The organism is Vibrio hippocampi, assembly GCF_921292975.1.
Taxonomy (GTDB): Bacteria; Pseudomonadota; Gammaproteobacteria; order Enterobacterales; family Vibrionaceae; genus Vibrio; species Vibrio hippocampi.
On sequence record NZ_CAKLCM010000002.1, the window covers coordinates 921845 to 935069 of the forward strand.

Below are 13225 nucleotides of genomic sequence, written 5' to 3' on the forward strand. Positions count from 1 at the left end.
TCTCCTTAATCCATGGTCGTCGGGTCAATCGGGATATAGACTGACATCTTGGTAAATTGATTGGGGATAGACTCTACTTCAATCCAGCCTTGATGCTGGGTAACGATTTGTTGGCACACAGATAGACCAATTCCCAGTCCAAAATTGCCTTGTTTTTTGGTGGTAAAGTTTAACTCAAATATTTGATCGAGTTGCTCGGGGGCAATGCCTGAACCCGTATCAGAAAATTCATAAACGTTATAGTCAATCTCAGCGACGGTTTTGGCATAGCTACGCAGAGTTAATTGCCCACCGTGAGGCATGGCATCCAACGCGTTAGAGACCAAATTAGTCCAAACTTGCTGCAGTGAATGAGGTTTGCTTAGCGTGAAAGGTAGCGAGCTATATTCTTTAATCAGTTGATAGTGTTTTAGCCGATTTTCAAAGATGACCAATGTATCTTCAATACCCTCATGCAGATCGACGCGTTCAAATGACTCATTATCTGGGCGAGAATACCCCTTTAAGCTTTTCACCATATCGGCAATGCGCTGCGCGCACACTTGAACTGAGCGCAACGTGCTGCCAGTAATTTGAAATTGCTCAAGTTGATGGAGTTGTTCCCCACAAACGGTTGGATTGGTGTGTGCCTGTGTCAACATTTCACTATGATCTTGCAAATTGAGATTCACTAAACGTTTAGCCAAACGGCGATCTTCAAGTTGTGCTTGTAAGACTTTTGTCCTTTGTCGCAGCTCAGAAGTCGATAGAGGCTGAGATTGCTGTGACTGCTGCATGATGTCTAACCCCAGTTGAAACTGAGAGGAGTGGGGCAAGGATTGGAAAATCGTATCAATGGCTGCCGACAAGCGTTCTGCACCTCGCAGTATCGCGGATACTGGGTTATTTAACTCATGAGCCACACCCGCAATCAGTTGACCAAGCATTGCCATTTTTTCTTGTTCGATAAGGTGATTATGGGCAGATTCCAATGAATCGATGGTTTTTTGCAGCTCAAGCTTGGTATTGATACTACGTTGTAAACGGCGATTAAAATGGCGCAATAGCAGGTTAGTGAATAAGGGTAATAAGTCGGTATTACTATGCATAACCTTGGTAAACACGTTTCTATCGAGCTTAATCACATCGGTTTTAGTGAGCGTCTTTGCGGTAGAGAAAGAGCACTCTCCGGTAACGAAAGACATACCGCCAACAATACCGCCTTTGCCGTGTCGTATTACCTCACGCTTCTGCCCCAATTCATCCGTTTTATATAGAGCGACTTCACCCTCAACAATAAACCATAAAAACTGGTTAGCTCCCCCTTCTGAAGTCAGAAGATGGTTTGGAGAATAACTTCGTATCGCGCGACTTTCATCACCGGCGGCGAAAAACTCTTGAAGCGCCTCAATGACTTGCGTTGCCAGTTGCTCATCAGTCAGCTCATGAAAATCGTGAATGAAACTGGCGCGGTAGGAGTGCATTTTATTTTCGATATGCGCTCTTAAGATTTTTTGCTGATCTAAGATGCGCCCATAAGAAAGCAGATGTTGTTTCTCATGATGAATAACGTAGTGGGTTAGCTCTTTCGTCACTGTAGCATGCAGCTCTTTATCAGAGAGAGGTAAGCGCAAGCAGTGATCAAGTCGACCTTGGTTAATCGCGTTAACAATGGCATGAATGTCATCAGAGCTGGTGTTACTAAGTAAGATCTTTCTGGCGCTTTGAGCGTGATGAGACTGCTCGAGGTGAATTAAAAATTGCTCCCCATTTAACTGGCTGTGCTGTCTGGCAATAACAAGCGCGAGCTGGTGTTGTTTGCGCCCAAGTGACTCAACTAAATCTTGAGCCTCGGTGACGGAGGTCACCAAATGAACGTCGAATAGGGGCTGATAAAGCGATAGCTCGGTATCAAGAATATCGAGATTGACCAGATCGCTCTCCATACAGAGGATGGCGTATTTGTGTAAATGAGTCATAGTCTACAAGCCAACACGATTTATATTAACCTCAATATATCAATAACAAGCATGAAGTTATGAGAAGTAGGTATGACATTGGCGATCGAATCAACTTGAGTTAGACTGGGAAACACTGTTGGCTATAACAAAGAAGTAGATAGATATATGAATCAATTAAAGAAGATGGGCGCCATTGGTGGCGCGGTTGCTCTAGTATTATGTTGGCCTCTTGCTGTTGGTCATATTGGTCAGAAAGTGATTGAAGATGGCGTGGCTAATCTTGAAAACCCAATCATTGATGCCGAGATTGTCAGCTACGAGCGTAGTTATTTGTCCTCGAAAGTACAGACTCGCTACCGCATTTCCGATCCAGCGTTGGCAGAGCAACTAGCGATGGACAATATTCCTGCTGAACTGATTGTCGACAGCGATGTCAGCCATGGTCTATTGAGCCTGTCAGCGGATTCTGTTTTAAGCACTCTGCCGGAGTTACCGCTGCTGTTGCAAACAACGACACAACTTAACGGCAATACCGACTTTACCTTAACGTTGGACAGTTGGAACTATCAAAGTAGCGATCAGGAAAATGTCAAAATATCCTTATCGCCTTCTAAGGCAACGGGTCGAATTACCGTGCTAGGCGAGTTTTTACTTGATTCACTGGTGCCATCGGTACAAATCGACTTTGATAACGGTGAGCAGATGAATCTTAGTGACGTGGCGTTGACCGCCAACGGTAAAAAAGAGCTAGGTTTGTGGTTGGGTGAGCAGAAGCTTTCTATGGCGAACATGGAAATTCTTGATGATAATCGAACCCCGGTAGTCATGGTTGAAAACGCGTCATACCGTTTCCAGTCTGACTACGAAAAGGAACAAGATAGAATCAATGTAGATCAAACGTTTCTCGTTGATAATTTCATCTATCCTGACAATCCAGGCGTTCAAAAATTGCACGTTAATTTTGCTATGAACCACCTAGATCGAGAAGTCTTTGAAGGTTTTTCTAATCTGAACAATTCTGGTTTATTGGCAGAAGATATCGACGTGAATCAGATCATTCCTCTGATTAACCAACTTTTTTCACGTGGTTTCGAAGTGTCACTGGGTCATGTGGACTTTGATATTCAAGGTGAGCAGTTCCGCTCTAATCTTCTACTCTCTGTACCGGAAGGAACAGATAATGTGGTGCAAAATCCAGACTCAGTCATCCCTGCATTGACGGGCGCTCTTAATGCGTCAGTGAGCGAAGATATGACACAAGTCAATCCAACCATTGCGATGGGTTTGGATGAGCTAGCCTTAATGAACATAGTGACTCAAGACGAGAAGGGATATCAGCTTAACGCTAATGTCGAGCAAGGCGAGTTAGTGTTCTCTAATGGTCAAAAGATACCGCTGGTGGCACTGTTTTACTCGGTGATGATGCAACGGTAATGGATTGTCATTGATAAACAAATGGCCCTTGGCTAGTGTTTAGAATGACTCACCATTGATGATGAAAAAACAAAAGAGGCGGAAACGCCTCTTTTGTTGCTTTTTATATGTATAAAAACATGGTATTACTGCATAGTTAATTTAATTTTGTCTATCAGGAGTATTGAGGTCATGGAATCGATTTCACCCAATGTATTTAATTTCAGTGCTGGACCAGCAGGCTTGCCACGTGCGGTATTAGAAAAGGCGCAATCCGAGTTAGTTGACTGGAATAATTTGGGGACATCCGTGATGGAAATCAGCCATCGCAGCAAAGAGTTTGTTCAGGTTGCCGCACAGGCAGAGCAAGACCTAAGGGATCTGCTGAATATCCCAGATAACTATAAAGTGTTGTTTACCCAAGGCGGTGCCAGAGCGCAATTTGCCGCGGTTCCGATGAACCTGCTGGGTGGCAAAACCAAAGCGACCTATGTCGATGCTGGCTATTGGGCGCAAAGCGCAGTAAGTGAAGCGAAAAAATACTGTCAACCTCAAGTGGTTGAAGCCACGATTGAACGTGACGGTAAACTCGCAGTCATTCCTGCCTCTGAATGGACGATCGATAGCGATTCTGCTTATGTTCACTTCTGCCCAAATGAAACGATTGATGGTATCGAAATCAACGACCTACCAGAAACGGAATTGCCAATTGTCGCCGATATGTCATCGACGATTCTATCGCGCGAGATTGATGTGTCGAAATTTGGCGTGATCTATGCGGGTGCCCAAAAGAATATTGGTCCGGCGGGTATCGGTATCGCGATTGTACGTGATGATTTACTCGATCTTGCCAGTGAGATACTGCCAAGTGTACTTAGCTACAAACTGCTTGCTGAGCGTGATTCAATGTATAACACGCCACCGACGTTTGCTTGGTATCTATCGGGTTTAGTATTCCAGTGGCTTAAAGCTCAGGGTGGCGTTCAGGCGATTGAGAAAGTGAACCGTGAAAAAGCGGCACTGCTTTATGACTATATTGACGCGTCGCCTTTCTACCGTAATAACGTTCACTCGGACAACCGTTCGTTGATGAATGTTCCGTTCCAACTCGCCAAACCAGAATTAGATTCACTGTTCTTATCGCAAGCCGATGAAGCAGGTTTACGTGCGCTTAAAGGTCACAAAGCGGTCGGTGGAATGAGAGCTTCAATCTACAATGCTATGCCACTGGAAGGGGTTCAGGCTCTTGTGAGCTTTATGAAGCAGTTTGAAGCACAACACGCATAATCTGCGCTGACGTAACAATTAATAAAACAGAGCCCGCTTTATGCGGGCTCTGTTATTTAGTGCAAGATTATTTAGTGCAAGTTCAAGTGGGCTGAATAGGCACCTCTAAAGCATTTGTCTAAAGCGTCTGGTTTAGCTCACAGTAACGCCCTTGCTGAGCAATCAAACTAGAGTGGCTACCGTATTCAACGATTTCACCTTGTTCAAGCAAACAGATCGCATCAAACTTATGCAGGTTGACTAGGCGGTGAGTGATAAACAGCACCGTTTTATTCTCAAAGTGTTGCTCAAGAATATTCATAATCTGTTGCTCCGTCTGCTTATCCAGTCCCTCGGTCGGCTCATCAAGCAGCAGGATAGGGGCATCGTGAAGTAAAGCGCGCGCAATACCAATGCGACGCTTTTCGCCGCCAGATAATTGGCGACCACCGTCGCCTAGCCATGCATCCAACCCTTGTCCTTCTAGCAGGGTGTCTAAGCCGACTTTATTCAGCGCCACCATGAGTTCGGTCTCTTTGGCATCGGGTGAGGCAATCGTCAGGTTATCGCGTAAGCTGCCGTTGAGCACATCGACTTTTTGGCTCACCACACAAATCGCTTGTCTTAGTTGCGCTTCACTCCATTGACGTAGATCGGCTCCCGCAATCTGAATGTTACCTTGGGTCAAATCCCAGTGGCGCACCAGCAGTTGCAATAGGGTAGATTTACCTGATCCCGTTTGCCCCAAGACAGCGAGTTTCTTACCTGCAGGCAGATCAATGCAAAGCTGTTTCACGGCGAAGTTATCACTGTTCGGATAGCAAAACGACGCCTGATCAATGTGAATACTGTATGCTTGGCTATGCTCGACGCCTTGTTCAGGGAAAGTAACGTCTGGCTCGGACAGAATAACTTCGTTCAGTCGCTTAGCAGAGGTCAAGGTTTGCCCCAGATATTGAAAAGCCCCAGCGATAGGCATCAATAACTCAACGCTGGCAAGAGCAGCGAAAGCCATAAGCGCAATCAGTGGATCGGGCGCATTGCCGCCGACGCCATCGGCTGCCAGCCATAAGATACAAACCAATAGCCAGCCGTTTGCCAGCATCAACAACCCTTGAGCTAACCCCGATACCTTAGCGTTATGCAGTTGGTTGGTGACCAGTTTTTGTTGCGCTTCCAAAACCGCTTGACGATAACGCGACTCGGCACCAAACAGAGTGAGTTCACTATAGCCTTGTAACCAATCAAGCGCTTTCACTCGAAGGGCTGACTTGTTATACGTCAGTTGTTCACCATTGTTTGCGCCTAAGCGATAAAAGATCACTGGCCAAATCAATAGAATGACAATTAAAGCGCCACCGAGTGTTAAACCGAGTGTGGTATCAAACCAAACCAACACTCCCGTTAAGCAAAGAATAGCCAGCAAACCGGAAACAATAGGGCTGATCAGTCGCAAGTAGACATGGTCCATCGCGTCTACATCAGCCACCAAACGGTTCAGCATATCGGCATCACGGATATTTAACTTAGCGCTGGGGATTAGCGGTGCTAAACGTTTAAAGAAGAACAAACGCAGATCGGTAAGCAGCTTAAAAGTAGCATCATGGCTGACGACTCGTTCTCCCCAGCGACCGGCAGTTCGCGCCATAGCAGCGCCACGCACACCCGCACCGGGTAACATATAGTTAAAGGTTTCTCTGGCGATAGTCAGTCCTGCAACCGCGGCAGCAGACAAGAACCAACCTGATAGGGTTAACAAGCCAATAGACGCCAACAGGGTGGCCAACGCGAGCCATATGCCGAGTGAGAGACCGAACCAATGCTTTTTGTACAGTTTGAGATAAGGGAGTAAATCACGCATCGAGATCGCCTCGCTGTTGCTGAAGAGAAGTTTGATGCGCATCGAGCATCTGGCTAAATAGTCCCGATTGTGACGCGAGCGCTTGATAATTACCGGACTCCACAATCTTTCCATTCGCTAACACAATAATATTACTGACCTGTTTTAGGTAAGCGAGTTGGTGAGTGATGGTCAGCGTGGTCTTGCCTTCAATACTGTGTTCAATACCTTGGTTGACCAATTTCTCACTGTTGGCATCTAAGCTGGCTGTCGGCTCGTCAAGCAACCAAAAACTGCCGTTTTGCACCATGGCGCGGGCAAGGGCAATACGCTGCGCCTGACCGACAGAAATGCCCGATGAACGGTCACTAATCATGTAATCCAAACCATGAAGGTCGATGAATTCCGCAGCATAAGAGCGCTGTAAAGCTTGCTCTATGCTGTCATCACTGATGTTGGGATCACCAAGCTTGACGTTGTCACGGATCGAACCGTGCACTAATAGCGGATTTTGACCGACCCAACTAATACATTTGCGCCAAGAGGTTTGCTTTAACTGTTTCAATTCGACGCCATTGATTTGCAATGAGCCTTGATAGGGCAGAAATCCTAAAATAGCGTTAACCAAGGTGGTTTTACCTGCACCGCTTGGACCAACGAGGGCGGTGGTTTGACCGGCGCTCAGTTCAAAATCGATAGGACCAACCAGACGCTTTCCTTCGACACTAAACACTTCGAGTTGGCTTGCTTTGATGGTGATAACGTCGGGATGTTCAACTCGTTGCTCACCGGATGGTAGCTCACTGGCTTCCGTATTAAGGAACTCAACGATATTTTCAGCAGCGCCTACCGCTTGAGCTTTGGCATGATAAAAAGTGCCAAGATCTCGCAAAGGTTGGTAGAACTCAGGGGCAAGAATCAGAATGAACAGACCGGTAAAGAGCGTGACCTGCCCACCATAGTGACCAAAGTTGAGTTCGCCAATAAAACTAAAGCCAAAGTAGACGGCGGTAATGGCGATGGAGATGGAGGTAAAAAACTCAAGAACCGCAGACGATAAAAAAGCCAGCCGTAAAACATCCATGGTGCGCTTACGGAATACCTCAGAAGCGCCTTGTAGCACTTGAGTTTCTGATTCAACTCGGTTGAACAGTCGTAAGGTTGTCATTGATTGCAGGCGATCATAGAAATGACCGGACAGCCTTTGTAACGCTTTAAAGTTTTTACTATTTGCATCGGCTGCTTTAAGACCGACTAACGCCATAAACATAGGGACGAGTGGGGCGGTAACAAGAAAAATCAGCCCAGCAGCCCAGTTGAGCGGAAAAACCACCACTAAAATAATGAATGGGATTAACACCGACAATGACATTTGTGGCAGGTATTTGGAGAAAAAATCCTGCATATCTTCCACTTGCTCTAGCACCAAGGTTGCCCATGTTCCCGCAGGTTTGCCTTTGATATAAGCGGGACCTAATTGGTTGAGCTTATCGAGAATCAGTTGTCGAATATAAAGTCGAACTTGTTCGCCGCACTTAAAACCCGCGATTTCGCGTGCCCAAGCACATAGCGCGCGCAGGGCAATTGTGCCCGCGAGTCCAACAAACTGTGGTACGAGGGTATATTTATCCACTTGGTCAATGATCAGTTGATGCAAAATGGAGGCGAGAAAACCAGCTTGGGCTAACAAAAGCAGGCTCGATACAACACCAAGACCGACGGTCGCCAACAGCCAGCGTTTTGCTAACTTGCTTTGAGACCGCAGCCATTTATTCAAACTACGCTGTTTTTTCTTATCCATGGACTATGAAGGCTACTTGATTGTTTGTCACTAGAGAAAACGAGTGACTAATTATTAGAATGATGGGGCATTATACAAAAAACAACCCAGCGGATATACCGCTGGGTTCTAAGGTTATTCAATAGGAAGAATAAATTGAGGCAAGTTAGCCTTTGCTGTCCATGGCATCGAGGAAGCGTTCTGCATCCAGTGCTGCCATACAACCAGTGCCCGCCGAGGTGATCGCTTGACGGTAGTTGTGGTCCATCACATCGCCCGCGGCAAAGACGCCGGGTATGCTGGTTTGAGTGGCGTTACCTGCTAAACCAGAATTAACGATGATGTAGCCGTTGTTCATTTCTAATTGATCTGCGAACAATTCCGTATTTGGCTGGTGACCGATAGCTATAAAGGCGCCCATCACATCAAATTGTTCTATTGCATCCGATTGGGTGTCTTTGATACGAACACCGGTAACACCCATCTCATCGCCAACCACTTCTTCTAGAGTTCGGTCGGTATGCAATACGATATTGCCGTTTTCTACTTTATCCATTAGGCGCTTTACTAAGATCTTTTCGGCGCGGAAAGAGTCTCTGCGATGGATAAGGTGAACTTCTGAGGCGATGTTAGACAGATAAAGCGCTTCTTCAACCGCAGTATTACCACCACCGACAACGGCGACTTTTTGATTGCGATAGAAAAATCCATCACAGGTTGCGCAGGCTGATACGCCACGACCTTTGAATGCTTCTTCTGACTCAAGACCTAAATACATTGCAGACGCACCAGTCGAAATAATGACCGCATCGGCAGTGTAAGCTTGTGAATCACCGAATAGTTTGAACGGGCGGCTAGAAAAGTCGACTTGGTTGATATGATCGAAAACGATCTCGGTTTCAAATTTTTCAGCATGTTCTTTCATGCGTTCCATCAGACCCGGACCAGTAAGCCCTTCGGCATCACCCGGCCAGTTTTCTACCTCAGTGGTGGTCGTTAGCTGACCGCCCTGTTGCATGCCTGTGACTAACACAGGGTTTAGGTTAGCGCGGGCAGCATAGACCGCGGCGGTGTAACCCGCAGGACCTGAGCCAAGGATCAGTAATTTACAGTGTTTAGTGTCGGCCATTCTTTACTCTCACATTTAATTATCTTGCCCCGCATTCAAAGCAGGGTGTCAATTGTTCTATTTCTAGTTGCGACCTTAGGTCGACCTTGCCCGTTTATTTTCGGCTTATTGGTTACTATATTGGGTTATTGTTTTTAGAATCAAGCCTAACACTTGATTAACCTGCACCGAGTTTATGGGCAAAATTTTATTAATATTTATAGCACTTCATCAAAGACTTCGACCTCGTAGGAGGTGAACTTTCTTATATTGATCACACCAGTGTCAAAAATCAGATATTGACCTTTAATGCCTTGTAATACGCCAGTGACCAAAGGCTGCTTATCAAAATTGTGTGACACAATTTTCGTTGGGTGAGCGTCAACAGGGAAGGCAATGTCTGTGATGGAATCATCCAATATCTGAACACTTTCTTCACCAAAACGTTGACGAACCTCTGCGATGGTATCGGCAACCAAAGGGAGAAGTTGTTGAGCGTGACTGACAAGGTCAAGTGGCTCACCGTCCTGTTTTAGCAGCGTTCGCCAATTGGTTTTATCGGCAATGTGTTTGGCCAATTCCACTTCAATCAAGCCAGAGATATATCGAGTCGCGACCTTAAGTATCGGCAGACCTTGAGTGGCACCTTGATCGATCCAGCGGGTTGGAATTTGACTATGACGAGTAATCCCCACCTTTAAGCTTGAAGTGTTAGAAAGGTAAACATAGTGGTCAACCATGCAGTTATCTTCACCCCATTGTGGTTCTCGGCAGGTACCCGCTTCATAGTGACAGGTTTCAGGCTTCATAATACACATATCGCAACTGGCGAGTTTTTTCATACAAACAAAGCAGTGCCCTTGAGAGTAGCTCTTCTTGGTTTTTTTCCCGCATGAACTACAAAAGATATTCCCTGTGTGCTGTAGGCTAAGCGTGTGACCAATAAAGCGATTCAACTCAATTTCTTCATCGCCGACGGGTAGGCGATAGCTCAAGGTAGAATCAAGTGAACCACGCATTTTGCTTAAGGTTCCGGTTGCTAATTTAGACATGACATTACTCTGGTTATATTTTGATTTTATTATTGGCTGTTTGATTAATTTTGGCTCAGTGACTCTTCAGCTTCGTTTTGACTGTGAGTCACAATGGGTTCTTTAGGACCTAGGAAGCGAGGTTGGGTATTCATAATATAGAGATCCAACACGGCTTTAGTGCGAGCAAACACTTCGCGCAATCGCACCTTATAAGCGCCTGTTGCTGGTCCGGGCACAGCAAGGCACTGTGCTTGGATGTTGTGGTAGTTGGCGATAAATAACGCCCGCTCACAGTGAAAACGTTGTGTAACAATGATGAAGTTATTGGTATCGAATATTTTCTTTGCTCTTACGATCGAGTCTAAGGTTCGAAAACCGGCATAATCTAAATGGATGGAAGATTCTGGGATCTCCGCTCGAAGTAGATCACGTTTCATGGTCCAAGGTTCGTTATAGGAACGATGGGCATTGTCGCCACTGAGGAGGAAATGAGTAATCTTGTTTTGTCGATAGAGTTCAATCGCCGCATCAATTCGGTGATGGTAATAGTGATTTAAGGTTTTTCCCAGATATTTACTGGTCCCTAATATTACCGCCACTTCGACACCTTGGACATCATCAATTGAATTGATAATCTGCTGGTCTGTTTGCCAACTGATCCAACGGTCAATCAATAGCACACTCGCAGCACAGCTAATAATCAGCAGACACAGCGCTATCACACCTCTCTTTAACCAAACGCGTAAACGTTGAAAGTGTTGAGTCTTATGACTGTGTTTATTGCTGACCAAATCCATTGATTCCTTTATAACCCATCGCAACAAATTTTACGTAGGTTACCCGACTACAAGATTAAAACCCATAACCTAAGTTAAAAAATGGGTGCTATAAGATTGATTTCTATCCAACTCGAAACGTTACCTTACCTTAACCATACCATCCAGTATAGTGACTCTGCTTGATGGGAGAGAGTAGATAATATCGATATTATTGATAAGTCGCCTCTATCAATGGTTGCTATCAAGGATAGAGGCGCTGAATTGAAAGGTTTAGAAAGCAGTGCGCTTGTATTGACGATAAACCGGTTGCCAGAAGTTCTCATCGATAGCAGCGTGTAACGCGTCATCGGTGATCTCAAGCGCTACACCTTGCTCAATGGCTTTTTTCGCCACCGCAAAAGCAATAAATTTAGACACTTGATGGATCTCTTCTAATGGCGGCAACAATCTACCTTGACCATTTTTAGCCAGCGGTGAGCAGAGTGCTAATGCGCGGCTTGATTCCATTAGCATCTCATCGGTGACTCTTGACGCTTGAGTCGCAAGAACCCCTAAACCAATACCCGGGAAAATGTAGCTGTTGTTACATTGAGCGATAGGGAAGGTTTGACCATCAAGTACCACAGGCTCAAACGGACTGCCTGTCGCGACTAATGCCTGACCTTTAGTCCAACGCAGGATCTCATTGGGCGTGGCTTCGACACGACTTGTCGGGTTGGATAGCGGGAAGATGATCGGGCGCTGACAATGCTGGTGCATCTCCTGAACCACTTCTTTACTAAATAGCCCCGGAGCGCCGGAAACGCCAATCAATACGGTTGGTTTGGCATTTTTAACGACATCGAACAAAGAGAAGCCTTGGCTTGGGTCTTCGTGTTGCCACGCGGCGGTGGTGCTGGTTTTTTGCACCAATCGTTGCTGGAAGTCGAGCAGGTTAGTCATCCCTTCTTGTAATAGTCCCCAACGGTCAATCATAAATACTTGACTGCGAGCTTGCTCATCACTGATCCCTTCTGACACCATCTGAGCAATAATCGCTTCGGCAATACCACAACCGGCAGAACCCGCGCCAAGAAACGCGATAGTTTGTTCCGATAGCTGGCTATTGGCCGCTTTACATGCCGCCAGCAGTGAACCCACAGTCACTGCCGCCGTACCTTGGATATCGTCATTAAAACAGCAGAAGCGGTCTTTATATCGCTCTAGTAAAGGCATGGCATTTTTCTGAGCGAAGTCTTCAAACTGGATCAAGGCATCAGGCCAACGACGTTGCACCGCCAGCATAAAGTCTTCAACAAAAGCCTTATATTCATCGCCAGTAATACGAGGGTGACGCCAGCCCATATACATACGATCGGCTAAGCGCTGCGGATTGTTGGTACCCACATCTAATACGATAGGCAGAGTATAAGCCGGACTGATACCACCACAAGCGGTATACAGCGCCAGTTTACCTATCGGGATCCCCATACCACCGATGCCTTGGTCGCCCAAGCCTAAAATACGTTCACCATCGGTGACCACGATCACTTTGACGTTTTGTGTCCGAGCATTATTCAACAAGTCATCAATTCGGTCACGGTTGGGATAAGAGATAAACAAGCCACGACCACGACGATAGATATTAGAGAACTTCTCACACGCAGCGCCAACAGTTGGCGTGTAGATGATCGGCATCATCTCCGAAATGTGGTTTTGGACTAAACGATAGAAAAGCGTTTCATTGGTATCTTGAATGTTTCGTAGATAGATATGCTTGTCCATATCGTTTTCGAAACTGATGTATTGCTGGTAAGCACGTTCTACCTGCTCTTGAATGGTTTCGGTATTCTCTGGCAATAAGCCTTCAAGGTTGAATGAGCGACGCTCTTCAGCGGTGAAGCCACTGCCTTTGTTGAGTAATGGAGTGCTGAGTAATGCCGAACCCGCAAAAGGGATATAAAGTGGTCGTTTGTTCATGGTTTTCCTAGATGTGGGACAATTAGGGATTAGATAACAATGTGGTGCATAAATTAACATATTTCCAGTGTTTTCGCGATCTTATCACCGCACTTACTGCGGCTAA

General features: G+C 45.9%; 9 protein-coding genes. 2 read left to right on the forward strand and 7 right to left on the reverse strand.

The annotated features are described in order from the left end of the window. Positions 1 to 5 precede the first annotated feature (5 nt). Positions 6 to 1958: an ATP-binding protein gene (locus L9Q39_RS06600; protein ID WP_237484304.1), complete on the reverse strand. Its 1953-nt coding sequence runs from the start codon at positions 1956 to 1958 to the stop codon at positions 6 to 8. A gap of 147 nt (positions 1959 to 2105) precedes the next feature. Between L9Q39_RS06600 and L9Q39_RS06605 the strand changes: the two genes are divergently transcribed. Together L9Q39_RS06605 and serC are read left to right on the forward strand one after the other, a co-directional pair. Beyond that, positions 2106 to 3374 (forward strand): DUF945 family protein, encoded by a 1269-nt coding sequence (locus tag L9Q39_RS06605; RefSeq protein WP_237484305.1) that lies wholly within the window; start codon positions 2106 to 2108, stop codon positions 3372 to 3374. 171 nt (positions 3375 to 3545) lie between these two features. Beyond that, positions 3546 to 4640: a 3-phosphoserine/phosphohydroxythreonine transaminase gene (gene serC, locus L9Q39_RS06610; RefSeq protein ID WP_237484306.1), complete on the forward strand. Its 1095-nt coding sequence runs from the start codon at positions 3546 to 3548 to the stop codon at positions 4638 to 4640. Positions 4641 to 4758: 118 nt separating this feature from the next. On the opposite strand, the gene cydC is transcribed toward serC, so the two are convergent. From cydC to L9Q39_RS06640, 6 genes are all read right to left on the reverse strand, one after another. Beyond that, positions 4759 to 6480 carry a heme ABC transporter ATP-binding protein/permease CydC gene (gene cydC, locus L9Q39_RS06615; RefSeq protein WP_237484307.1) on the reverse strand — a complete coding sequence of 574 codons (1722 nt, stop codon included), beginning with the start codon at positions 6478 to 6480 and terminating at the stop codon, positions 4759 to 4761. Beyond that, a complete protein-coding gene (gene cydD / locus L9Q39_RS06620) occupies positions 6473 to 8260 on the reverse strand; it encodes a heme ABC transporter permease/ATP-binding protein CydD (protein ID WP_237484308.1) in 1788 nt (595 codons plus the stop codon). Before cydD ends, cydC begins: the two co-directional genes overlap by 8 nt. Positions 8261 to 8405: 145 nt before the next feature. Further along, complete coding sequence (gene trxB / locus L9Q39_RS06625; protein ID WP_237484309.1) at positions 8406 to 9368, reverse strand: thioredoxin-disulfide reductase; 963 nt, start codon at positions 9366 to 9368, stop codon at positions 8406 to 8408. 197 nt (positions 9369 to 9565) lie between these two features. Further along, positions 9566 to 10399 carry a DUF2797 domain-containing protein gene (locus L9Q39_RS06630; protein ID WP_237484310.1) on the reverse strand — a complete coding sequence of 278 codons (834 nt, stop codon included), beginning with the start codon at positions 10397 to 10399 and terminating at the stop codon, positions 9566 to 9568. Between the two features lie 44 nt (positions 10400 to 10443). Continuing rightward, positions 10444 to 11178 carry a SanA/YdcF family protein gene (locus tag L9Q39_RS06635; protein WP_237484311.1) on the reverse strand — a complete coding sequence of 245 codons (735 nt, stop codon included), beginning with the start codon at positions 11176 to 11178 and terminating at the stop codon, positions 10444 to 10446. A 252-nt stretch (positions 11179 to 11430) separates the two neighbouring features. Next, entirely contained in the window at positions 11431 to 13119 is a 1689-nt protein-coding gene (locus tag L9Q39_RS06640; protein ID WP_237484312.1) for an NAD-dependent malic enzyme, read from the reverse strand. Positions 13120 to 13225: the final 106 nt, after the last annotated feature.